The sequence below is a fragment of the Dyella sp. SYSU CM1112 genome (assembly GCF_058216415.1).
Genome location: NZ_JBZEGI010000024.1, coordinates 1 through 23,109 on the forward strand (window position 1 = coordinate 1; position 23,109 = coordinate 23,109).

General features: G+C 58.9%; 24 protein-coding genes. 13 read left to right on the top strand and 11 right to left on the bottom strand.

Annotation, left to right across the window (positions count from 1 at the left end; genetic code table 11):
- Nucleotides 1-409 (top strand): type VI secretion IcmF C-terminal domain-containing protein (locus AC4HNJ_RS20790; protein WP_490481529.1); only part of this gene is annotated, 409 nt, incomplete at its 5' end.
- A 139-nt stretch (nucleotides 410-548) separates the two neighbouring features.
- Here the strand turns inward: AC4HNJ_RS20790 and AC4HNJ_RS20795 are convergent.
- Nucleotides 549-1,205, bottom strand: a complete 657-nt coding sequence (locus tag AC4HNJ_RS20795) for a hypothetical protein (protein ID WP_490481530.1) — start codon at nucleotides 1,203-1,205, stop codon at nucleotides 549-551.
- 212 nt (nucleotides 1,206-1,417) lie between these two features.
- On the opposite strand from AC4HNJ_RS20795, the gene AC4HNJ_RS20800 reads away from it, so the two are divergent.
- The 3 genes from AC4HNJ_RS20800 (at nucleotide 1,418) to AC4HNJ_RS20810 (ending at nucleotide 4,198) form a co-directional block, all read left to right on the top strand.
- The gene (locus AC4HNJ_RS20800) at nucleotides 1,418-3,034 is read left to right on the top strand and encodes a hypothetical protein (protein WP_490481531.1); all 1,617 of its coding nucleotides are present in this window, start codon (nucleotides 1,418-1,420) and stop codon (nucleotides 3,032-3,034) included.
- 188 nt (nucleotides 3,035-3,222) lie between these two features.
- Nucleotides 3,223-3,723, top strand: coding sequence for a hypothetical protein (locus AC4HNJ_RS20805; protein WP_490481532.1), 501 nt, complete (start codon nucleotides 3,223-3,225; stop codon nucleotides 3,721-3,723).
- Nucleotides 3,724-3,898: 175 nt separating this feature from the next.
- On the top strand, nucleotides 3,899-4,198 hold the full coding sequence (locus AC4HNJ_RS20810; RefSeq protein ID WP_490481533.1) for a hypothetical protein: 300 nt from the start codon (nucleotides 3,899-3,901) through the stop codon (nucleotides 4,196-4,198).
- Nucleotides 4,199-4,360: 162 nt separating this feature from the next.
- On the opposite strand, the gene AC4HNJ_RS20815 is transcribed toward AC4HNJ_RS20810, so the two are convergent.
- Nucleotides 4,361-4,741, bottom strand: coding sequence for a VOC family protein (locus tag AC4HNJ_RS20815; protein ID WP_490481534.1), 381 nt, complete (start codon nucleotides 4,739-4,741; stop codon nucleotides 4,361-4,363).
- A 154-nt stretch (nucleotides 4,742-4,895) separates the two neighbouring features.
- Between AC4HNJ_RS20815 and ubiA the strand changes: the two genes are divergently transcribed.
- Together ubiA and AC4HNJ_RS20825 are read left to right on the top strand one after the other, a co-directional pair.
- Nucleotides 4,896-5,918: a 4-hydroxybenzoate octaprenyltransferase gene (gene ubiA / locus AC4HNJ_RS20820; protein ID WP_490481535.1), complete on the top strand. Its 1,023-nt coding sequence runs from the start codon at nucleotides 4,896-4,898 to the stop codon at nucleotides 5,916-5,918.
- Nucleotides 5,919-6,636: 718 nt separating this feature from the next.
- On the top strand, nucleotides 6,637-6,975 hold the full coding sequence (locus AC4HNJ_RS20825; RefSeq protein WP_490481536.1) for a hypothetical protein: 339 nt from the start codon (nucleotides 6,637-6,639) through the stop codon (nucleotides 6,973-6,975).
- A gap of 2 nt (nucleotides 6,976-6,977) precedes the next feature.
- Here AC4HNJ_RS20825 and AC4HNJ_RS20830 read toward each other — a convergent pair whose 3' ends face one another.
- From AC4HNJ_RS20830 to AC4HNJ_RS20845, 4 genes are all read right to left on the bottom strand, one after another.
- Nucleotides 6,978-7,400 (bottom strand): D-Ala-D-Ala carboxypeptidase family metallohydrolase, encoded by a 423-nt coding sequence (locus tag AC4HNJ_RS20830; RefSeq protein ID WP_490481537.1) that lies wholly within the window; start codon nucleotides 7,398-7,400, stop codon nucleotides 6,978-6,980.
- Nucleotides 7,401-7,411: 11 nt separating this feature from the next.
- Nucleotides 7,412-7,897, bottom strand: a complete 486-nt coding sequence (locus AC4HNJ_RS20835; RefSeq protein WP_490481538.1) for an Hcp family type VI secretion system effector — start codon at nucleotides 7,895-7,897, stop codon at nucleotides 7,412-7,414.
- 462 nt (nucleotides 7,898-8,359) lie between these two features.
- Entirely contained in the window at nucleotides 8,360-9,073 is a 714-nt protein-coding gene (locus AC4HNJ_RS20840) for a ComF family protein (RefSeq protein ID WP_490481539.1), read from the bottom strand.
- Between the two features lie 12 nt (nucleotides 9,074-9,085).
- On the bottom strand, nucleotides 9,086-9,292 hold the full coding sequence (locus AC4HNJ_RS20845; RefSeq protein ID WP_490481540.1) for a hypothetical protein: 207 nt from the start codon (nucleotides 9,290-9,292) through the stop codon (nucleotides 9,086-9,088).
- Between the two features lie 140 nt (nucleotides 9,293-9,432).
- On the opposite strand from AC4HNJ_RS20845, the gene bioB reads away from it, so the two are divergent.
- The 5 genes from bioB to bioC are packed head-to-tail and all read left to right on the top strand — an operon-like array spanning nucleotide 9,433 to nucleotide 14,114.
- A complete protein-coding gene (gene bioB, locus AC4HNJ_RS20850; RefSeq protein WP_490481541.1) occupies nucleotides 9,433-10,467 on the top strand; it encodes a biotin synthase BioB in 1,035 nt (344 codons plus the stop codon).
- Nucleotides 10,454-11,638, top strand: a complete 1,185-nt coding sequence (bioF, locus tag AC4HNJ_RS20855; RefSeq protein WP_490481542.1) for an 8-amino-7-oxononanoate synthase — start codon at nucleotides 10,454-10,456, stop codon at nucleotides 11,636-11,638. The genes bioB and bioF overlap by 14 nt, the downstream gene beginning before the upstream one ends.
- A gap of 27 nt (nucleotides 11,639-11,665) precedes the next feature.
- Nucleotides 11,666-12,466: a sulfurtransferase gene (locus tag AC4HNJ_RS20860; protein ID WP_490481543.1), complete on the top strand. Its 801-nt coding sequence runs from the start codon at nucleotides 11,666-11,668 to the stop codon at nucleotides 12,464-12,466.
- A complete protein-coding gene (bioH, locus tag AC4HNJ_RS20865; RefSeq protein ID WP_490481544.1) occupies nucleotides 12,463-13,236 on the top strand; it encodes a pimeloyl-ACP methyl ester esterase BioH in 774 nt (257 codons plus the stop codon). Before AC4HNJ_RS20860 ends, bioH begins: the two co-directional genes overlap by 4 nt.
- Nucleotides 13,233-14,114, top strand: coding sequence for a malonyl-ACP O-methyltransferase BioC (bioC, locus tag AC4HNJ_RS20870; protein WP_490481545.1), 882 nt, complete (start codon nucleotides 13,233-13,235; stop codon nucleotides 14,112-14,114). The genes bioH and bioC overlap by 4 nt, the downstream gene beginning before the upstream one ends.
- Nucleotides 14,115-14,400: 286 nt before the next feature.
- Here bioC and AC4HNJ_RS20875 read toward each other — a convergent pair whose 3' ends face one another.
- The 4 genes from AC4HNJ_RS20875 to AC4HNJ_RS20890 all read right to left on the bottom strand — a co-directional run bounded on the left by AC4HNJ_RS20875 (nucleotide 14,401) and on the right by AC4HNJ_RS20890 (nucleotide 17,692).
- The gene (locus AC4HNJ_RS20875; RefSeq protein WP_490481546.1) at nucleotides 14,401-14,988 is read right to left on the bottom strand and encodes an LptA/OstA family protein; all 588 of its coding nucleotides are present in this window, start codon (nucleotides 14,986-14,988) and stop codon (nucleotides 14,401-14,403) included.
- 84 nt (nucleotides 14,989-15,072) lie between these two features.
- Nucleotides 15,073-15,672, bottom strand: coding sequence for a DNA-3-methyladenine glycosylase I (locus AC4HNJ_RS20880; protein ID WP_490481564.1), 600 nt, complete (start codon nucleotides 15,670-15,672; stop codon nucleotides 15,073-15,075).
- 65 nt (nucleotides 15,673-15,737) lie between these two features.
- Nucleotides 15,738-16,688: a pyridoxal-phosphate dependent enzyme gene (locus AC4HNJ_RS20885; RefSeq protein WP_490481547.1), complete on the bottom strand. Its 951-nt coding sequence runs from the start codon at nucleotides 16,686-16,688 to the stop codon at nucleotides 15,738-15,740.
- Complete coding sequence (locus tag AC4HNJ_RS20890; RefSeq protein WP_490481548.1) at nucleotides 16,685-17,692, bottom strand: aldose 1-epimerase; 1,008 nt, start codon at nucleotides 17,690-17,692, stop codon at nucleotides 16,685-16,687. The genes AC4HNJ_RS20885 and AC4HNJ_RS20890 overlap by 4 nt, the downstream gene beginning before the upstream one ends.
- A 102-nt stretch (nucleotides 17,693-17,794) precedes the next feature.
- Here AC4HNJ_RS20890 and pepN point away from each other — a divergent pair, with 102 nt between their 5' ends.
- Entirely contained in the window at nucleotides 17,795-20,440 is a 2,646-nt protein-coding gene (pepN, locus tag AC4HNJ_RS20895) for an aminopeptidase N (protein ID WP_490481549.1), read from the top strand.
- A 60-nt stretch (nucleotides 20,441-20,500) separates the two neighbouring features.
- Here the strand turns inward: pepN and AC4HNJ_RS20900 are convergent, their stop codons facing one another.
- Nucleotides 20,501-20,686, bottom strand: coding sequence for a hypothetical protein (locus AC4HNJ_RS20900; protein WP_490481550.1), 186 nt, complete (start codon nucleotides 20,684-20,686; stop codon nucleotides 20,501-20,503).
- A gap of 535 nt (nucleotides 20,687-21,221) precedes the next feature.
- Between AC4HNJ_RS20900 and mnmG the strand changes: the two genes are divergently transcribed.
- A complete protein-coding gene (gene mnmG / locus AC4HNJ_RS20905) occupies nucleotides 21,222-23,099 on the top strand; it encodes a tRNA uridine-5-carboxymethylaminomethyl(34) synthesis enzyme MnmG (protein ID WP_490481551.1) in 1,878 nt (625 codons plus the stop codon).
- The last annotated feature ends 10 nt before the right edge of the window (nucleotides 23,100-23,109 follow it).

Below are 23,109 nucleotides of genomic sequence, written 5' to 3' on the forward strand. Positions count from 1 at the left end.
GATGGCCTTGCCGACGCCGGTGGTGACGCGCACGGCCTTGACGATCGACCAGCAGCAGATCGTGTATTTCAACCAGCCCGAAGCCTGGGCACGCGTGGCCTGGCCGGGCGATGGCCTGGCCGGTCACGCGATGCTGACCTGGGAAACCCTGCATGCTGGCGTACGCATTGCCTTCGACGCCACCGGCGACTGGGCGTTTCTGCGCCTGCTGGAAAAGGCCCAGGTCAAGCCACTGGACAGCACCCGCTATCAGCTGACCTGGCAAGCACAACCCGATACGGAGCCCTTGCATTACGTGTTGCGCACGCAACTGGGTGAGGGGCCGCTGGAGTTGCTGAAACTGCGCGGGTTCCGATTGCCTGAGCGAATTTTTGCGGTGGGCAATCGAGAACAAGCATCGCGCCGCTAGGGATGCCGTACGCTGGTGTTGTGCTCCAGGCGAAAGCCGGGATCCGTGTCCGCACTCACTGAGCGCATCACAGGATCCCGGCTTGATCAGTCGCTATTGAGAAATGCATCGCCGAGATAGCGATTGATTCAGACCAGGCTTAGTGCTGAATGTCGGACCCACGCGTGTCATCTTCTACGGTGTCCTTGTTTGTCAGCATGTTGTTACCGCTGCAATCTGCACCTGTACACATGTCCTGCGATGGCGTAACTATCTTTCGAAAATGACCACCGCTGCACCCCGCACCGGTACACATGTCCAGCGCTGGCGCTGCCATGTCTCGAAAATGATTGCCACTACATCCAGCACCTGTACACATGTCCAGCGCGGTTCGTGATACTTGGCGAGTGAGCGGACGCACGACCCAAGTCAAATGGTTCTGTGGATTCAGCGCGGCGTCGATTTCCAGGGTCGCGTCCCGATAAACCATGGTTTCCATGCCGGATGATGACGGCGCCTTAGGGGATAGCGCGATACGTACCGTTTCATGGCCTACGGGAAGCACTTCCACATCACCATCCACGACGGCAAGGCGCGCATGCCTGCCTTCCGTGGTATCGATGTGGTAATAACGCACGTCGCCTTGCTGGAACGCACAGATCCGTAACGATGGCGTGATGTTGGGATTCTGCTCGCAGGAAGCCGATGGAAAGGAATTGCTGGTAAGCGAAACGGTCTGCGCATGACACGGGACGGCAAATGCCAGCGAGGTGGAAACAGCCAGACACAGGACCATGGCGTTGGATGACAGACGCATGAAAATCTCCTTATGGGAAATAAAAGCAGGTATAAAAAAGCCCCTTGCGGGAACCTGAGACAGGGACGGGTAGCTTTTCCCAAAAGCGGCGCTTTAGGGATCGAGGGGAACCTTTTTAAGACAATTCACAAGGCCCTCGGCATTGCGCGCGAGGCGCAGGCATGGAACATAAGCCTTCTGATTTCCCCAATTACATGGGGTCGAGGGTAACCATGGAAAGCAAGCTGTCGTTTTGGGTGCGTTGCGCGTTGGCGGCATTGGCTTATGGCCTGGCGTATGCCGCGCTACGCGAAGCGTCGTTGTCGGGCAACAGCTTTATCAATTGGATACCAGTGGCTGGCCTGCGGCTAATATGTCTGCTGCTCTTACCCACACGATATTGGCCTGCCTTAATGATAGGCGAGGCCATTCCTCTTGGTTATGAAAACTACCAATGCTTAGCTTTATTTGGCTTGCCCTGGGTCGTGGTGGCCAGCACTCCACCCATGTTGTATTCCGCGCCGATCGTTTATCTGATGCGCAAGCAATTACCGGGTTTCGAGAAATGTCTTTCTCGAAACGCAGGCGCACTTCTGCTTTGCATGTTTCTTTTGTCGCTGGCTTCCGCACTGCATGGCGTGCTCAATTACACCCTGCTCAAGCAACTTGCCCCCGGCGAGCAGCCTATAACTTTGTGGGTTTTTGGCTGCCGTTTAGTTACGAGTGGATATCTGAGCCTACTGACAATCACGCCCGTCGCATTGTGGGTCGCGTCAAACGTGCGGCGTATTGTCAGGCAACATCGCCTTCGCCTGAAGGTTCTTCTAAGCGCTGCTCAAGACTTTCACTGGAAAGGGACTGGCGCGCTACTCGCCATTATCATTGCCCTGGCTACTGCGGAACAGTATGTGGGTGAAGGCATGCACTATCTGGCACTGTGTGGTGTATTGGCCACTCTTGCTACGGCTGCATGGCGTTATGGTTGGCAGAGCACTGCCATTGTCGGGGCAGCCACCAATCTAAGTATTGTCGTAATGATGCCTACGCGCGATGACCTCATTACCATACAGATGCAGTGCCTAGTCGCCGCAGTGATGTCGGTCTTGTTGCTTTTTGGTGTGCGAACCTCTTCCGAACAACTGTCCGAACAGCGCGAACGCGCCTCGCGCCGCCTCGCACGTCGTGAACTGTTCGCCATCGAACGCAACCGCCTGGCCTATGCCTGCGTGCTCGATGATCTGTTCAATAACGCACGGCAGGAAACCATGCGTCTCTTGCAGGCCGCCCGCACGACGTTACCGGCTGCCGCCATCGCTTCGCATTACCGCCAGTTCGACGATTTGCACCAGGAGCACCAACGCCTCACTGCCGGCATGTCCCCGCGCGCGTGGTGGCAGTTCGGCGGCATGGACGGCCCCATTGTGCAGACGCTGGCCAAGCTGGGCGTGCAGTGCGAGATCCGCGAAGCGTCGCCGGACTCGGGTGTATTCCGGCTTTCGACGGAAATGGCCATCGCGGTCTATCGGCTCAGTGGCGAGGCGGTGGTGTATCTGATGAAGCAGGCGCCAAGCGACCATCTGTGTTTGAGCATGAGCATAGGGCACCGTGCATTCCATACGCTGGAAGTGGAAGTTACGCTGGAAAGCGTAGGCGAGCCCATCCCGCGAACAGGCGACCCTTACGAACAGCTTGGCTATGAACAGCTACAGCTGAGCCTGGGTGCATCAGGCTTGAACGAACAAGCGTTGCGCAATCGCGCCCAGTTATACGACGGCGATCTACGGGTGATGCAAACCTCGGCCCATCACCTGCGGATGGTACTACGCGTGACCGATCAGGCTATTGCCTGACGGCACCCCATCGCCATGCGCCACAAGACGTATGGCGATAGCTGAGGGTGTCTGCCCGTTTCAGTCGGATACCGGGGGCGACTCGGTGGAACAGGCGCTGAAAATGAAACTATCCATGACGCATGGAGGCATCCCGAATTGCCTGAAGTACAGTACTTTTCCCACCAGTTACCATGTAAAGGTAAGTCGTGCGCTTCATCATTCTGCCCATCGTCACGCTGCTGGTTTCAACCTCCGCCATAGCCAGCCGATGCGACTTCACTCCATTGCGCTTTACCAACCATGTATCCATCAGTGGAAGTCTATCGGTCACGCTGAGCGAGCCTGATAATCCGGCTCATCCTTTAGCGTGGGCTGGTCCAGTGAAAATTTCCTTGAAGGGCCATCCTGCATGCACCACTAGCGAGGATGTTGGCATTGTGGAAGAGCCACTATTATTAAAGGGAAACACACTCATTGTTCCCACTTACTCTGGCTCCGAAAGAACCCTCTATGCGCTGGACACCAGGACCTGTCGCATAATCTGGAAGATTCCAAGCCTTTGGTACGACCCTGTTTATAAAGACGGCATGGTGATCATTGGGCATCAGCACATACAATTTAATGAGACATGCCATCCTGTTGGCTTAGTCCCGGCCGGTGCACGGATTTGCGATGGTGAGTACGAGTGTGGTGGTCACTTTCATTAATGGTATTGCACGCAGCAACTTTCGCTTGCATCCGGAAAGGATGTGCTGGGTTTGAGCGTGATTGCACCACACTTAAATCCTTCGTCGGATTCGATGGACTTCGCAGCTATCCTCACCCGCCTGAGTTTCCGGTACCAGGAAGCACTCTCAAGGCATACGGAACTGTAGAGGTACGATGAAGCGGTTGGTGCTGATTGTCTGGTGCGTCACATCGGTCGCATGGTGCTATTTCATTGGAATGCGGCTCGCACATTTTTTTCTGTCACTGTCTTTTGAAATACCGTCTTGGCTCGCGAGTTTGATTCGGCATGGCATCCGACTGGTGTATCACAACTACACCCCCGACGCGCTGGATATCGAGGATGTGTGCGGAATACTGCTGATGGTGGCGGCGTACACCATTGCCGTTGTGGCGGTGTCGCTTGTCAGCGTTGCTGCCTGGCGTCAAGGCCAAGGAAGATGGTTTGTTCACTGAACTACTTTCGGCCACCTCGCCGTACACACGTTCGCGAGTAGCCGCTATTCATGATGACGTCGTTGGACCCGCCACTCACATGTAGCACGTCGAATCATCTGGGCAGCTCCGGAATGTGCCGTGGCCCCATGCTGCCGGGACGACGATTTAGTCAGAACGCCCCTAAAGGCCGCCCCTGAGCGCTTCATCGATCGAGCCACCGGCATCCAGCTCGAACACATGATTGTCGTAATCCATGAAATAGAGCGCCGTGTCTTCGCGCGCCATGAAATGTTCGATGGCGAAGTTCGACAGCTTGTCGGCATAGCCTCGTAGTTCATCGCGGCTCACCTCGAAGGCAATGTGATCGCCATTGCGGCAAGACGGGCCATCCCCCTGCCGCAGTACAAACCACACACCACCAAACTTCGCGAAGGTCTGCGGACAGCCATCGTCGTCGGGACGATCGGCGACAACCTGTGCATCCAGTGCGCCGGCAAACAATTCCGCGGTGCGTGCCGGATCACGCACGATCAACGCAATGTGACCGATGGACGTACTCATGAATGACCGTACTCCGATGCGCTAAAGACGCTTGAGCCTGTTCCCTTAGCGGACAACTGTACTACCGGCGTGGCCTGGGAGGCTTGGTTTTATTCACCTCGTAAGCCGCTGGCGCAGCCTTCGGCCGCCCAGCCGGGCACGCTACACTTGGGACATGGCACCCACTTCTCGCAAGCGCCCGCGGCGCACGTCTCCCGCACCCGCGCCTCATCGCGCACGTGCCGCCGTGGCGGCACGCACCAAACCGCAACGGCCGGCCGACAGCTCTACGCGTGCCTCGCGCGTATTGGACTGGTTGCTGCAGAAACTGCCAGAACGTCATCGCCAGAAAGCGCACGACCTACTCGTGCTTACCCGGATGGACCGGCCCATCGGCGCCCTGCTGCTGCTGTGGCCGACCTGGTGGGCGCTGTGGCTGGCGGCGGGGGATTTTCCGCCATGGAAGCCACTGGTGATTTTTACCCTTGGCGTGTTCGCGATGCGGGCCGCTGGTTGTGCGATCAACGATTACGCCGACCGCCATCTCGACCCCCAGGTTACACGCACAGCCGGAAGACCGATTGCATCCGGGCGGGTGACGCCGCGCGAGGCCTTGATCGTGTTCGCCGCACTGCTGGTTTTTGCCTTTCTCTTGGTGCTGATGACCAATGCGCTGACGATCAAGCTGTCTTTCATCGGTGCCGCGCTGGCTGCGCTCTATCCATTCACCAAGCGCTATACCGATTTGCCGCAGGTCGTGCTGGGCGCGGCATTCGGCTGGTCGATACCGATGGCATTCGCCGCCGTGCAGAACCATGTCCCACCGGTGGGCTGGCTGCTGTTTATCGCCAATATCCTGTGGTCGGTGATCTACGACACCGAGTACGCAATGGTCGACCGGGACGAAGACATCAGGGCCGGCGCACGCTCCACCGCCATCCTGTTTGGCGACGCCGACCTGCCGATCATCGGCGTCCTGATGATCACCTTTGTCGTGGCCATGATCATGGTCGGCACTCGTTCCCACCTGAGCTGGCCATACTGGCTGGGCCTGATCGCAAGCGCGGGATTGTTCGGCTGGCAGCAGTGGCTGATCCGAAACCGCGATCGCGACGCCTGCCTTGCCGCATTCCGGCATAACAACTGGGTGGGACTGAGCTTGTGGATAGGGATTGCGCTGGCAGTGGCGGTGCGCTGATCCATCGCACGGCACGGGTCTCCGGTCTTTCATATGTCCGTTACATAACCGCGATAGGGTCCGCCGCTGGCCTGCGGTGGCAAGACCCGTGGCCGTTCATTGACCATGGGAACAGTCGTGAAGCCGGATTCCTCGCATGGGCTGTTCGCCTGCTGATGGCCGCGCGTCCATCAATAGCCCCTACTACTTCTGAATGACTCGAAGAAATGGGGACGTTTCACTATCCCCAGGCTTGCTTTGAAGACTTTTCAGGTCAATTTCGTCCTGGGAACCGAGGAGTATTGTGGATCGGACTGCCCGGGAGGTTTTATGCGTAGTCAGTGGGTGACTTGTTTGTGGTTATTCGCTGCGGTAAACGTTGCTCGCGCACAAGTATCGCTGCCCCCAGCCATAAACGAATCAGGTCACTATCGGCCCAACCCTCCAGCGGTGGTTTGTCACTCGAAAGCAGCGATGCGAAAAGTGATGGATTCCGGCTACAGCGCACCAAATCCGGTTTTGGTCAATGCATTGGTCAAGCAAGGAGATTGCATGCTCGTACCCTACGAAGCAATCAAAACCCTGGGCTTTCCTACCGACCATGGCAGCGGTCCAGCTCGCGTGACCATACAGATGAGCCATGGTGGAGTTATGACGCTTTGGGGTTATCCAGTCGGTGACTAGCGCTACAGTCCCCTCAACCTAAAGTTGAACGATATCTTTGCGATATAGAGACTCTATGCGCCATACCCTGTTGTCTTGTTTGATATGGCTAGCGGCAGTCCACAACGCAAGTGCGCAGGACATTCCTAAATTAAGCCAGTCTCCGAGCAAGAATTATCTTTTGGCCTGTCGCACAAAAGCAGCGATGCGCAAAGTCATGGACTCTGGCTCGACTTTCCAGCCCGATCCAACGCTGGTTGACAAGCTCGCCAGAGAGCACCTCTGTCTGCTTGTTCCTTATGAGCTTATCGAGACTATCGGCTACGCCACCGACAAAGGAGCCGGCCCCGCTCCAGTTACTGTGCAATCGGATGACAAACCCCTAACGATGTGGGGCCATCCAATGGATGAATAGAGCTATGGCCCTTCCACGACAGTATATGGCTGACCCGCTACGACGCCTTCTACAACAAATCCTCTGTAAACGAGAGGGCCATCTAGCGGCGAGAATCCTAAATGGAGATGGGGTCCTCCAGCCTTGGTATGAGACCCATGCTGAATAAGCTGCCAGCGAAAATCTTGTCCCGCTTCTTCACCAAAGATAGTGACGCGATCCTCCCTGATCATTCGGAAAGCCATTGTGTCACTTAAGCCGGCAACGTGAAAATCGACTGCCTCATTAATCAAGTGAAAGCTCTTACGAGAGCTACCTTTCACGATTTTTGTTCGATCGCCACTTGTAATGCGGATATCCCTACCAAGAATCTCAGCGATACTCTGAAGCTTTTCCTTTATTCGTGTATCGGAAACGCGATACCTTCCATAGATCACTGTTGGCATGATATTTCCATTCAGTAAAACGCACGCCAGTGGTCGGAATACTGCACATTTCCATCGCAGTACCTCCAAGTGATCTTCTGGTAGCGCAGCTCGATCACTTCCAAATGGTTGCAATCGAGTTTTGCAAGGTCTTTGATGTTATGCATCTGCGGCGCAACGGAGACCACTCTGACACCTTCCATAAGCATGTTGAAATATTCTTGCTCCTTGCCGGATTCGTCAATTCTGTACCATTTAAGCTCAGCGGTTCGCAGCGGGCGGCTGGCGGCAACTGCACGACACAAATGAGGCGTACTTTGATCGATCTCCTTTTCGATCCGTATCGGACTATGGTTACGCGTACCCAACAGTAACCCGGTGGTGGCATCAGAAGGATTGTGGATGCCGTGGGTAAAGCGCAACACTTCAATGCTGCCCTCGCGATGTTTAACATGACTTCCTCCTTTTATGGGAGAGCCATCTTCGTCGGTAAGCCAGAGATAAGGAGGAATCGCCATGATGAACGCTCGTTGCAAACACAAGGCACGAATCTATTTCATCGCATTGGTCGTCTGCGAAGTCCAAAGACGGATACGGATGTAAGTTGTCACCACTATGCACTGTCAGCAATATCGCAAACAAAGCGCATCGTGACTGTTAATGGCCGACTAAATTCTTGCACGGGTCAATACCATCGCGCAGCGCGGCCACCGAGCCTATCGCTGCGCAGGCATGGTGTCGTGGTGAATATATGCAAGATATCGGTGCGAATCCTTAGTGCGAGAGATCATTCGCATAAACAGCGATGCCGTCACCATTGCCGCGCACTTGCTTGATGGGGATTGCGCTGGCAGTAGCGGTGCGCTGATCCAGCGTGCTCTTTTCGTTTTTATATGGCCGTTAGATGCGCGTGATAGGTTTCGCCGCCGGTCTGCCGTAGCGCTGGGCAGGCCAAGCGCCACTGTTTATTCAGCAGCCTCTCAACGATTGAATGCGGGTGCGCGCGCCAGCGCCCACACGTCCACCTTGGCTACACCGGCACGCTTGAGCGTGCGTGCACATGCCTCCAACGTCGCACCCGTGGTGAATACATCGTCGAGCACGGCGACATGCGAGGGCAATGCCGCCCCCTCCCGCAACGCGAAGGCATTGCGCAGATTGCGCCGCCGCTCGACGGCATCCAATCCTGTCTGCGCCTCGGTATGGCGGACGCGTTGCAGCAGATCGTGGCGACACGCGACACCTAGCCCGCGTGCGAGCGATCGCGCCAGCTCCAACGCCTGGTTGTAGCCGCGCTCGCGTAAACGGCGTCGATGCAAGGGCACGGGAAGAATGAGTTGCGGAAGTTGGCGTGGGTGTGGCTCGCGCTTCCACATGGCTGCCAAAGCGCGCCCAGCCGCCAGGTCGCGGTGAAACTTGAAGCGTGTTTCCAGGCGATCCAGTGGCCATGCATATCGAAAAGGAGCCCAGGCCGCATCCCACGGCGGCGCTTTGCGCTGGCAGCGACCGCACTGCGAAACCGACACGGGCAGCGGCAGCGCGCAACGCTGGCAGCAATGCGCATTGCGCGGCAATTCCGCGGCGCAGTCTTCACAGAGATCCACGCCGTGCTGGCCGGCGCCCCCGCATAGCAGACAACGCCAAGGCAGCCACCAATTCTGCAGCGCGAAAAGCAGACGATTTGGCGCCTCCATGCGCGATGCCCTTCAGTGGTTCGGCTTGAACAAGGCGGCGTCGAGGACTGACCACAGATGGATGATCCAGCCCAACCAGAAGAACCAGAGAACAGCTGCCAGGACAAACATCAGCACGGCCTTGAGAAAACGCCCCTGTACGAGCTGGCCTAATCCCGGAATGAACAAGCTGCATAGGGACGCGATGACGTTCCCGGCACTCCCCTGACCTGCACTCATGGATCAACTCCTTGATAGTGAATGGCGCCGCGATGGTAGCGGCTTCGCTCCCTTCATGTCGTCAACCATTCGCCAGCGCATCGAGTTGACAGCCTATCGGGCGGCTTTCACACTGTGCGCCGGTTTTCCGGAGCATCCCCATGACTGCAGCCGCTCTTCGCCACGACTGGAGCCGCGACGAAGTCGTCGCCCTGTTCGATCTTCCCTTCAATGAGCTGCTGTATCGCGCCCATGGCGTACATCGTCTCCACCACGATCCCAATGCGGTGCAGGTTTCCACCCTGTTGTCGATCAAGACCGGTGGTTGTCCGGAAGATTGCGGTTATTGCCCCCAGGCGGCGCGCTACCACACCGGCGTCAAGGCGGAAAAGCTGATGTCGGTCGAGGCCGTGGTCGCACGCGCCCAGGCCGCCAAGCAAGCCGGCGCCAGCCGTTTCTGCATGGGCGCTGCATGGCGAAGCCCCAAAGACCGGGACGTGGCTCAGGTGGCTGAAATCGTCTCGGCCGTGAAAGCACTTGGCCTGGAGACCTGCGCCACGCTCGGCATGCTTACTGAAGGCCAGGCGCAAACGCTCAAGCAGGCGGGACTGGACTACTACAACCATAACCTGGATAGCGCCCCGGAGTTCTACGGCGAAATCATCCATACACGTCAGTATCAGGATCGTCTCGACACGCTCGAACACGTTCGCGAGGTTGGGCTGAAAACCTGCTGTGGCGGCATCGTCGGCATGGGCGAGACGCACGAACAGCGCGCCGGCCTGCTGCAGACGCTGGCCAACCTGCCCGAACATCCGCAATCCGTGCCGATCAATCAGCTGGTGCAGGTGCAAGGCACGCCGCTGCACGGCACTGAAGCCCTGGATCCGTTCGAATTTGTACGCACCATCGCCGTGGCGCGCATCCTGATGCCAGCTGCCATGGTCCGACTCTCCGCCGGCCGCCAGCAAATGGACGATGCGGTGCAGGCATTGTGCTTTTTCGCGGGTGCCAATTCGATTTTCTACGGCGAAAAATTGCTGACCACCGGCAACCCTGATGTGGAGCACGACCGCGCGCTGTTCCAGCGCCTCAATCTCCATGCACTGGAAATCACGGAAGAAAGCGGCACCGTGCACGCCGATATCCTGGAAACGGAAGCAGCCGACTGCAGGCAAGGCAGTGCCGCGACCTGATCTGCTCGAGCGTTTGGCCGTCCAAACGGCCGAGCGTGCGCAAGCTCACTTGCAACGACGCCTGCGCACCATCACTCGCGCCGAAGGCCCGTTCGTGGAAAGCAAAGGGCAACGCCTGCTGGCTTTTTGCACTAATGACTATCTTGGCCTGGCGCAAGATCCCCGCCTGATTGCCGCGTGGAAACAGGCGGCCGATGCAAGCGGTGTCGGCAGCGGCTCCGCTCATCTCATTTGCGGTCATCGGCGCGAGCATGCGGAGCTGGAAGAAGTGCTGGCCGACTGGACCGGGCGCGAACGCGCGTTGCTGTTTTCCACTGGCTACATGGCCAACCTCGGCGTCATGCAGGCACTCTTGCAGCGCAACGAGCTGTGCGTGCAGGACAAACTCAATCACGCCTGCCTGCTTGACGGCGCGCAACTGGCCGGTGCCACGTTGAAACGCTATCCCCATGCTGACGTCGACGCTGCTGCGCGCCAGTTGCAAGTCCAGTTGGAAGATTGTGCCCTGCTTGCCACCGATGGCGTGTTCAGCATGGACGGGGACATCGCTCCGCTACCTGCATTGGCAGCACTGTGCTCGCGCGAAAACGCGACGTTGATGGTGGACGATGCGCATGGCTTGGGGGTACTAGGCAAGGAAGGTGCCGGCAGCGTGACTGAAGCCGGTTTGGATGCGCACGATGTGCCGGTGTTGATGGCGACACTGGGCAAGGCGCTCGGCTGCGGCGGCGCCTTTGTTGCCGGCTCGGCGGCGCTCATCGATGGATTGACCCACTTCGCACGCACCTATATCTACACCACCGCCATGCCGCCGGCCCTGGCCGCAGCGGCGCGTTGCGCTGTAGCCATTGCCCGTGAAGAGAGCTGGCGCCGTGAAAAACTCAACTATTTGGTGCAGCGTTTCCGCCGCGGCGCCGGGGAACTTGGTTTGCCGTTGATGCCGTCGCGCACGGCCATCCAGCCGCTCTTGCTCGGCGATGCACAACGTGCCCTGGAGGCATCACGTGCGCTGGAGGCCCGGGGCCTGTTGGTCATCGCGGTCCGCCCGCCCACCGTTCCGCAAGGACAGGCGCGGCTGCGTATCACGTTATCGGCCAACCATGAGGAAGCGCATGTGGACAGGCTGCTGGAAGCATTGGCATCCCTGCGGCTGACGACTATCCCGGTATAATTTCGTGTCGAACGTTCCGACTTTTCTATGTCGATCCTGAATATTTCCGCCTACCGTTTCGTCAGCCTGGACGACCTGCCAGCGCTGCGCGAGCGCGTGCTCGTGCAATGCCATGAGCGGGATCTCAGGGGAACCATCCTGCTGGCCCCCGAGGGCATCAATCTGTTTCTCGCAGGCGCGCGCGCGGCGGTCGAATCCTTCATGGACTGGCTGCGTGAAGATCCACGCTTTACCGGCATGCAGGCAAAGGAGTCGCTTTCGGACGATGTGCCATTCAAACGCATGCGCGTGCGGCTGAAAAGGGAAATCATCACGCTGCGCCACCCCACTATCCGTCCTGAAGGTGGGCGCGCACCGGCCGTAGATGCGGCAACCCTGAAGCGCTGGCTGGATCAGGGCCGTGATGACGAAGGCCGGGAGTTGGTACTTCTGGATACCCGCAACGCCTATGAAACGGATGTGGGCATGTTTCCGCAGGCCATTGATTATCGCATCGCTAACTTCACCCAATTACCCGCCGCCCTGGCGAACGATCAAACACGTTACGCAGGTAAAACCGTCGTGTCGTATTGCACCGGCGGCATCCGCTGCGAAAAGGCGGTGCTGCATATGCAAGACATCGGCATGCAACGCGTCTTTCAGCTTGAGGGCGGCATCCTGAAATACTTCGAAGAAGTCGGCGGCGCGCATTGGCAAGGCGATTGCTTTGTATTCGATGAGCGTGGCGCGGTGGATAAAGCGCTGAATCCTGCATCTTGCATATCGCAACCCGCTTCCGAAAAGGGAGAGGACGCCCTGCCCGAGGCCCGTACAGGCACCTCCGAATGAGCTTGTATATCGAAACCCGGGGCAGCGGGCCGATACCGCTGGTGATGCTGCACGGCTGGGCCATGCATGGCGGGATCTTCAATCCGCTGGCCGAAAACCTGTCTGCTTATTGCACGATGTATCTGGTCGATTTGCCGGGACATGGTTTATCGCGCGAATGCGGCTTGCCGCTGGAGCCTCACGCCTGCGCCCGCGCCATCGTCGACGCCACACCACCTGCGATATGGCTGGGCTGGTCACTGGGCGGCCTGATCGCGCTCAGCGCTGCGCTGGACTTCCCGCGGCATGTTCGTGGGCTTGCCATGCTCTGTGCCACACCGCGTTTCGTCAGCAGTGATGATTGGCCGCACGGCCGGGACCCTTCGCTAGTGCGACAACTCGCCGTGGATCTGGAGACCGGTTATCACGCCACGATTGAACGCTTCCTCGCGCTGGAAGTCATGGGCAGTCCGGATCCGCGCAGTGAATTGCGCGCTTTGCGTGCTGACGTGTTTGCGCGCGGCGAACCCGATTTGCGCGTACTGCAGGAAGGTATTCGTATTCTCGACCAGACCGATCTGCGTGCCGGACTCCCTCGCCTGGAAAAGGGAAAAAGCTGGTGGAGTGCCGGGCGACTCGATCGCCTGGTGCACCCTGATGCCATGCGATGGTCCGCCGAAGCCAGCGATGGGGAGTTTCATCTGATTGCACATGCTGGACACGCGCCCTTTCTCAGTCACGCGAACGTTGTCGCAGAAACCTTGGCGCCGTGGCTGGAGGCGAACGCATGAGCGATTTCGAGCTTGACGCACAGCGCGTGCGCGCCAATTTCGGTCATGCGGCTGCCAGCTATGAGCAGCACGATGCCTTGCAGCGCGAGGTACAGCAACTGTTGCTCGAACGGCTGGATTTTTATCTGGAGCAGCCCCAACGCATCATCGACGTAGGCGCCGGCACCGGGCGCGGCAGCGCGCTACTGAAGAAGCGCTATGGCAAGGCGCAAGTGATGGCCATAGATGCCGCGTTACCGATGTTGCGCGCGGCCAAATCGCATGCGGGCTGGTTGAAGCCGTTTGTCCGCGTATGCGGTGAAGCGACTGCATTGCCACTGCCTGATCACAGCATTGACGTACTGCACTCCAATCTTTGCTTCCAGTGGATCGACGACTTGGGCGCCCTGTTCAGCGAGTGTGTCCGCGTGTTGAAGCCGGGCGGCATGCTGCTGTTTTCTACCTTCGGGCCTGATACGTTGCGCGAATTGCGCGCCGCGTGGGCATCGGTGGATCAACACTCCCACGTCAGCCGCTTTCTCGATATGCATGACCTTGGCGATGCAATGATCAACGCCGGTCTACGCGACCCTGTCCTGGACGTTGATCGCTATACGCTGACCTACAGCGAACCCAAGGCACTGCTGCACGAACTCAAGGGCCTGGGCGCCACGCATGCCGACCGCCGTCGCGAGCGCGGTCTTACGGGCAAACGCCATTTTCAGGACATGCTGCAAGCATACGAAACGATGCGTATGGACGGCCGGATTCCCGCTACCTGGGAAGTCGTGACTGCTCATGCGTGGGGGCCGCCTCCAGGCCAATCGCGCCGCGCCAAGGAGGGCGGAGAGATTGCAAGTTTCTCGATCGACAGCCTGCGCGGTTCACGGCGGCGCTAGGGCCTGTTTACCCTATGGGCGTAGCTCGCGTTGCCGTTGCGTAGCCGCCACGCGGCAGCGCGCGGCTTGACTTGGCAGCCAGCCGAGCCTGCGCCACACATTACTGCCTGACGGCTACGCAACGGCAACCCGAAGGGCTGGCTCTGTTTGCCCCACACCGCGTCATCCCTCAGTCGTGGACCGACCTACGCGCCTTCGCTCTTCCTTGTCTGGCGCGCAAACAGCTTCCAGCGCGAGCCACGCCCATAGGGTAAACAGGCCCTAGCATCGCCGCCTTGTTTGCATCTTATTTTTGTATCGCCGCCGCACTCGCTGCGGCGGCGGGCGTTGACGGTGCCGACGAGGAATGGGCGCCCTGCCGCTGCTTGGGCAGATAAGTCATGCTCACATTGCCGGTGCCAGTGAAATACGTCGTCTGCGTGTTGTACGTGAGCTTGTCGGCGTGCGCATCGCCCATGCCCTGCTGCGTCACGACCGCATCAGGCGTCAGCACGGCAATGCCGTGGATGTTGTCGTAGTCGAGCGTAGGGGATTCGCCGGTCATCAAGCGGTCGTTATCGTCCAGCTGTTGGATATGCGCAGGATGGCCTTTCATGACGATGCGGCTGATTTGGCTATCAGCATCCAGATAAAGCTGCGCCACCTCGCCAGTGGCTTTCATGCTGCCCTGGGTAACCACCACGTGCCCGGTCAGCGTCGTGATGGTATTAGGGGCGTTGAATCCTTTGACCGAGTCTTGGACGGTTGTCATGGGTTGGTTGCGATCGCCGGTTTTTGCGTGGGCGACGGACACCATCGCGATCAACGCGAACGGGACGGACCACCGGATTGCAACCAGGCCACGACGAATCTGGCAGTGACGAAACAGCTTCATACCTCAATCCCCCAACCCGGTCGGTATCTACCATTTTAAGGGCAGACACCCGTAAAAAAATCCCATGGACATCTCGCTGCGACGCTAGCGCTTGCCGGCACATGCCTTATGCCGAAAGCACTCCACGAGATGATCGTTGACCATGCCGGTGGCTTGCATGAAGGCATAGCAGATGGTTGAGCCGACAAAACGGAAGCCGCGCTTTTTCAGTGTTTTGCTCATCTGATCCGAAAGTGGCGTGCTGGCCGGCACCTCGCGCGAGGAATGCCAGGCATGGCGGATCGGGCGACCATCCACGAATGACCACAGATAAGCGTCCAGGCTGCCATGTTCATCGATGACCTCCAGGGCAGCCTTGGCGTTGTCGCGCACGGACGTGATCTTGAGCCGATTGCGGATGATGCCTGGATCCAGCAGCAACTTTTCGAGCTCCTTATCCTTCATCGCTGCGACACGGCCAATATCGAATTGATGAAAGGCACGACGATAGTTGTCGCGTTTGTGCAGCACCGTTCGCCAGGACAAGCCGGCTTGCGCGCCTTCCAGGCAGAGGAATTCGAACAAGGCGCGATCGTCATGCAGCGGCATGCCCCATTCGGTGTCGTGATAGGCCTGCATCAGTTCGCCATCGGCCGCCCAATGACAGCGTATACGCGCGGTTGCCACATCTACTCCTTTCCCCATGATCGCCGGGGTGACGTCAAAAATGTCCGATGCCTTTTTCGTTTGCGACCGGACGGACGAATCCGTCACCACGGCAGATCGTCGATGTCCACATTACCACCCGTCAGCACGAGTCCAACCCGCTGGCCGGCAAAGCGTTGCCGTTGTTTGAGTACCGCCGCGAAAACAGTCGCGCTGGATACCTCCACGACGAGCTTAAGTGCTTGCCACAGCTGCTTCATCGCAGCAATGGTTTCCTCGTCACTGACGGCAATGACGTCAACGTGATGCTCACGCAGGGCCTCGAGATTGGATTCACCCACCAGCGCACGCAGACCGTCACACACAGTGTCTGGTGCGAATGTGTCGATACGACTGCCACGTGCGAGCGACATCGCGGCGTCCGCTGCGCCGGCAGGTTCGGCGCCGAATATATCGATGGACGGCCGCAGGCCTCGCGCGGCAATGGCACAACCCGCCAACAGACCGCCGCCGCCGATGGGCGTGATGAGGCTGTCCAGGCTATCGCATTGCTGCAACAGCTCCAGCGCAACGGTTCCCTGTCCGGCCATGACCGCTGTATTGGCGTAGGGATGCACCAAGATCGCGCCCGTCGCTCGCTGCACGTCGGCCGCCACGTTTTCACGTGCGGCAATCGTCGGTGCGCAACGGTGCAAGATGCCCCCTGCCCGCTCGATCGCTTCCACTTTGGCGCGCACCGCTCCTTCAGGCACCACGATATGCGCTGCAATGCCTCGCGTGGCTGCAGCCAATGCCAACGCATTGCCATGATTGCCGGAGGAGTGCGTGACCACGCCGCACTTCGCCTGTTCTTCGGTCAGCGACCACACCGCATTACATGCGCCACGGAACTTGAAGGCACCACCACGTTGCAGGTTCTCGCATTTGAAATACAGGGACGCACCGACCTCGGCATCCAGTGCCGCATGCCGGAACACGGGCGTCACCTCGGCATACGGGGCAATGCGGGCTGCAGCATCGCGGATTTGGTCAAGACTCGGCAAAGGCACACTCATGTCAGACTGATCTCCACACCGCAACGAAATACCCTTTCTTCACCTGGCTCCAACCGGATGGCCGCCGCACAATCAGGACGATTGAACGCATTGGACATGCTTTCCATCGGTTCCAGTGCCACGGAGCGACGCACGTCGCGCGTGATCGTGTCGGCTGTGAAAACCAGCACGATGCCGCGCTCTTGCCACATGCTGATACGCACACCGCTGGCCGGATCGCGCAGATGCGTACGGATGCGTCCATCCGCGTCGTGCACAAGATCCACGTAGGCGTTATCGATATGCGTGCCGCCAATCGGCCGTGCCGTGCGGAAGTCCCATTCAGGCGGCGCGGCGTCCAACAATTGAAAGGCGTCGGCGCCCGGCAAGGGAATGTAATCCGCCGTGGTGCGAACCAAGGTTTTCGCAGGAATTTGCAATTCCCAGGTATCGACCGCGGTTTCGCCGGCGCGGAAATACGGATGCCAGCCGAAGAAACATGGGGCTGCCGTATCGCCAACATTGCGCATGCTCACTTGCAGCGACAATCCGTCTGCATCGAGCGTGTACGTTATCGAAAGGTCGATGGCGAACGGATACCCAGGAAAGGCACCCGGTCGGATGACTGCCGTAGTGAAGGTCGCACTGGCACTGTCGGCATCGGTTTGCTGGGCGACGATGTCGAAATCCACGCCTCGCACGAAACCATGCCGGCTCGCGCGTTGCGCGCCCTCCACGCCAGGCTGCAGGTCATGCGATTGCCCATCGAACCGGTAGCGCGCATCGTCGATGCGATTGGCAAAAGGGCACATGACGGCAAAGCGCGAGCTCGGCCGGGTATCCAGTTCCCCACTGTCGCGGTAGCCATCGGCCAAAGAGCGAACGGTGCCGTTGATCGTTTGCTCCAATGCGATCAGCGTGGCCCCGCGGCGAGCAAGACGCACGCAGCGTTTACGCTCGCTATCCTGGAGAATGACGATGTCGTGCGCTCCCCGTTTTGCGTTGTCGATGCTAAATGCAGCCATGTGCTTGTCCTGCGGGGAAAGGGCCTCATGTTAGCCTAGGAATCTGCCCATGCATCCAATGCGTTGGCGCCACTTTTCCTCCCTCTCTGTCTCGCTGATCGCATGACCCTCGAACCCTCCGCCTCTTCTATTCGCCTGCGCGACTACCGCCGCCCTGCTTGGTCTGTGGATACGATCGAGTTGGATGTCGACCTCGGTATCGATGCCACCGATGTCTCCGCACGCATGGTATTGCGCCACGATCCCCGACAGGCCGTTCCATTGCTCCTTGATGGAGAAGACCTGGAGCTGCTGGCGATGTCCCTGGACGGCCAGCCGCTCGAAGCGTCCCGCTACCGTTATGAAAACGGCGTATTGGAAGTGGCGGGCGCCCGCGACGGAAGTGTGCTGGAGACCCGTGTGCGGGTGAGGCCCTCGGCAAATACCGCGTTGGAAGGACTTTATCTGTCGGGTTCGCGGGAGCATGGCTTTCTATTGACGCAGTGCGAAGCGGAAGGGTTTCGCCACATTACCTTCTTCCCCGACCGCCCCGATGTGTTGGCGCGCTTTACAGTGACACTGCGTGCCGATCGCGAACGCTTTCCGGTGCTGCTTGCCGGCGGCAATCCTGACGGTAGCGGTGAACTCGACGATGGCCGCCATTGGGCGCGCTTCGTCGACCCGCACCCAAAGCCCTGCTATCTGTTCGCCCTTGTCGCCGGCCACCTGGAGCATATCCAACGCGATTACGTCACTGCTGACGATCGCAAGGTGACGCTGGTGATATGGTCCGAGTCCAACGCCATCCATAGCTGCCATTACGCCCTGGATGCACTGGAACGCTGCATGCGCTGGGATGAGCGGACCTATGGGCGCAATTACGATCTGGATGTGTTCCATGTCGTCGCCACGCATGATTTCAACATGGGCGCGATGGAGAACAAAGGGCTCAACATCTTCAACGCCAAATACCTGCTGGCCGATCCGGACAGTAGTACGGATGAAGAGTACCGTGCCGTCGAAGCCGTGGTGGCGCACGAGTATTTCCATAACTGGACCGGCAATCGAGTCACCTGTCGAGATTGGTTTCAACTCTCGCTGAAGGAAGGTTTGACTGTTTTCCGCGAGCAACAATTTTCGGCGGAAATGAATTCGCCGTCGCTAAAGCGCATTGAAGACGTCGCGCTTCTGCGTCGCACACAATTTCCGGAAGATGCCGGCCCGTTGGCGCATCCAGTACGCCCGGCCGAATATCGCGAGATCAATAACTTTTACACCGCGACGGTGTACGAAAAAGGCTCGGAGCTGGTGCGCATGATCGCGGGACGGCTCGGACCGGAAGGGTTCCGACGCGGCATGGATCTGTATTTCGCGCGCCATGATGGCCACGCGGCCACTATCGAGGACTTTCTCTCGGCCTTGGGTGAGGCCAACCACATCGACCTATCTTCTTATCTGGCCTGGTATGCGCAAGCAGGAACACCACGGCTGCATGCGGAAGGACACTACGACGCGGCAAAGCGCGAGTATTCACTCACGCTTTCGCAGCAAACACGCCCGACGCCCGGACAACCGGATAAAGCCCCCTTACCGATTCCGGTAAAGTTGTCGCTGTTCGATCACGCGGGTGATGCCTTGCCGCTGCAACTCGAACAACAAAATCAGGCCGCGCATACAGAAACGGTGATCGTGCTCGATCAATCTTCGCAGCGCTTCGTTTTCAAGGATGTCCCCGCGCCACCCGTGCCCTCGTTGCTGCGTGGATTCTCCGCACCTGTCGTGCTTGAGTATCCCTATACCCCGGCAGAGCTTTCCCTGTTGCTGATGCACGATGCTGATGGCTTCAATCGATGGGAAGCCGGGCAGCAGCTGGCCATGCTTGCCTTCCATGCATTGCGTCAGAACGACGATGCAGTCGCATGCAAAGCCTGGTGCGATGCCTTGGCTGCATTGTTTGAAAGTCCAGGTCTCGACAGTGCATTGCTGGCGGATCTTTTGACCCCGCCAGGTGAAATCGAATTTGCCGACCGCGAAAGCGAAGTCGATCCGGCAAGGATTCATGCACAACGCCAGGCATTGCAGCGGTGCCTGGCCGCGCGCATCAGTCTTGCGGCCCTGCTCGACCGCTACCACACACTGGCGGCTGACATGAATCAGCAATTGGACGCCATCAGTCAAGCCAAGCGCAGACTCAAGCGCCGTGTGCTTGAACTGATTGCGCTGCTGGATGCGGATCAGGCGCACACGCTGGCCGCACGGCAATATGAAAAAGCCCCGAATATGACCGACCGCCTTGCCGCACTCGGTGTATTAGTGCGCGGCTCCGCAGCGCAGGCAGCCTCAGCGCTGACTCATTTCCGCAAGCGATACGAAGATAATCCGCTTGCACTGGACAAGTGGTTTACCGTGCAAGCGCAGGTGCCCGGCGAGGCAGCGCTGGCGAACGTCCAGACGCTGGAACACGATCCGGCATTTACTTTGCGAAATCCCAATCGAGCGCGCGCTTTGTGGGGCGCCTTCGCCAGCACCAATCCCAGCGGATTTCATCGCGCGGATGGCGTAGCGTACCGGCTGCTGGCCGAGCGCCTTGCGCAGTTGGATGCGATCAATCCGCAGATTGCCGCCAGGCTGGCCACTGCGTTCAATGGATGGCAGCGATTGGAGCCGGTGCGGCGCGCGGCAGCATGCGACGCGCTCGATTCACTTGCGCAACGCCCGGAACTATCTCGCAACTTGAGTGAGATCATCGGCAACGTGTTGCAGCAATAAAAGCTTCAGACGCAAACGGCGGCCGCGGCGGCCGCCGTTGCGAGGCGGCATCAAAGGACATCAGCCAGGAAGATGATCCAGCTCGCTGATCAAGTGATTCATGCGTGACTGCAAACGCGGACGCAACTGCTCTTGCTGGGCAAAGTCGCGCTCGACGAGATGGTCCATCGCCATTTCAAGGCGACCGATTTCCACCATCAGGTCATGCCGCAAGTACATCGGTGCGAACTCATTGCTATTATCCATGGCATTTCCCCCGTCTTTGCTTGCAGACAAAGCGCAGCAATAGACGTGCCATATGTGACGCGCATCACACTAAGTACTTGCCCCCATCACACAGTGACCTTTTCTGTCAGCAGTTGTCACTCATCGGCATAAATTTGCGTTTCAGTCACTTCATATTCACACGCCCGGGGAGAAGATATTTCCCACGCATGGGGGGTGCGGCATTTGCCGTGCAGCCCGAAGGGTTACCAGTTTCTGGCGCCCGGCAATACGGTCATCCTGGATTCCCCCTGTTCCTGAGACCGCCGGGCGCCAGATCTCTCTCAAGAGATCGCATAAATAACGACGGCGCCCCGAGGGGCGCCGTCCTGCTTCCTGTCACAGTACACAACGGGACCCCTGCTGCCCCATCTCAGCGCGCGCATCGCGCAACTTCTGCCCGTGAAAGTGCGGTGAGTGTAAAGCAGTATTCGTGCCAGTTTGAGGATGATTCCGGTAATACCTCTCCCACACGCTGGCATTACCATTACGCTTTTGGCCTGATTTGCGCGTCGCTATGTTTCATCCCACTTCCTATGACGTCATCGTGATCGGCGGCGGCCATGCCGGCACCGAAGCGGCCCTGGCTGCGGCGCGTTGCGGCGCACGAACGCTGTTGCTGAGCCACAGCATCGAAACGATTGGTCAGATGAGCTGCAATCCGGCCATCGGAGGGATCGGGAAGGGCCATTTGGTGAAAGAAATCGACGCATTGGGCGGCGCCATGGCGCAAGCGGCCGATCACGCCGGCATTCAATGGCGCACCTTGAACGCCTCCAAAGGACCGGCCGTGCGGGCGACGCGTTGCCAGGCGGACCGTGGGCTTTACAAGGCTGCCATTCGTCGCATGGTCGAGACACAGCCGAATCTGGATGTGTTCCAGCAGGCCGTCGATGACCTCTTGATCGAGCAAGGGCATGTTGTCGGCGTGGTGACGCAGATGGGCCTTTCCTTCCGCGCCCGAACCGTCGTATTGACCGCGGGTACCTTTCTGGCCGGCAAGATCCACATCGGCGCGGCCCAGTATGCTGGTGGCCGTGCGGGTGACCCGCCTGCGACAACGCTGGCCCAGCGACTGCGTGAACTGCCGGTAGCCGCCGACCGCCTGAAGACCGGCACACCGCCGCGCATCGATTTGCGCAGCATCGACTTCGACGGACTGGAAGAACAACCGGGCGACGATCCCGCACCGGTGTTCTCCTACCTTGGATCGCGAGCCCACCATCCGCGCCAGATCAGCTGCTGGATCACGCACACCAGCACACGCACCCACGACATTATCCGTGGCGCATTGGATCGGTCACCGCTGTATACCGGCCAGATCGAGGGTGTGGGCCCACGCTATTGCCCCTCTATCGAGGACAAGGTGGTGCGCTTCGCCGACAAGGGATCGCACCAGATCTTCATTGAACCGGAAGGCTTGGACAGTTTCGAGATATACCCCAACGGCATTTCCACCTCTTTGCCGTTCGATGTGCAGCTTGAGCTGGTGCATTCGATCAAAGGGTTCGAGAACGCGCACATTACACGGCCGGGCTATGCCATCGAATACGATTATTTCGATCCCCGCGGGCTGCATCCGTGGCTGGAAACCAAGACCATCCCGGGACTGTATTTCGCGGGACAGATCAACGGCACGACGGGTTATGAAGAGGCCGCTGCACAAGGACTGATAGCGGGCGTCAATGCTGCGCTCGCTGTACAAGGCAAGGCCCCCTGGTATCCGCGTCGCGATGAAGCCTATATCGGCGTACTCATCGACGACCTGACCAGTAACGGAACGATCGAGCCGTACCGTATGTTTACCTCCCGCGCCGAATATCGTTTGCACCTGCGCGAAGACAACGCCGATTTGCGGCTCACCGAAATAGGCCATGCCTTGGGCGCGGTGCCGCAAACTCGTTTCGATGCATTGCGCACCAAGCGCGACGCCGTGGAAAAGGAAACGCAACGCCTGGCAAACCTGTGGGCTGCGCCGAATAATGCGCTGGGCGCCGCCATCGAGCACCATCTGGGCATTGCAGTGAGCCGCGAAACCAACGCGCTGGATCTGCTTCGGCGCCCCGAACTCGACTACGCCAAGCTTTCCCGCGTTCCCGAACTCGGCCCTGCAGTCGAGCACGAAGACGTTGCCGCTCAGGTCGAAGTACAAACCAAATACGCTGGCTATCTTGAGCGTCAGCGGGAAGAAATCGAACGCCAGCGGCGTCATGAGAACACCACCATTCCCGCCAGCTTCGATTACGACAAAGTACGCGGCCTTTCTGCTGAAGTGCTGGTGAAGCTCAAACGCAGCCTGCCGGCGACGATCGGACAGGCCGCACGCATCAGCGGGGTAACGCCCGCAGCCATTTCGCTGCTACTGGTTCATTTGAAGCGCCGTGACGCGGCCTGATTGCCAGGGC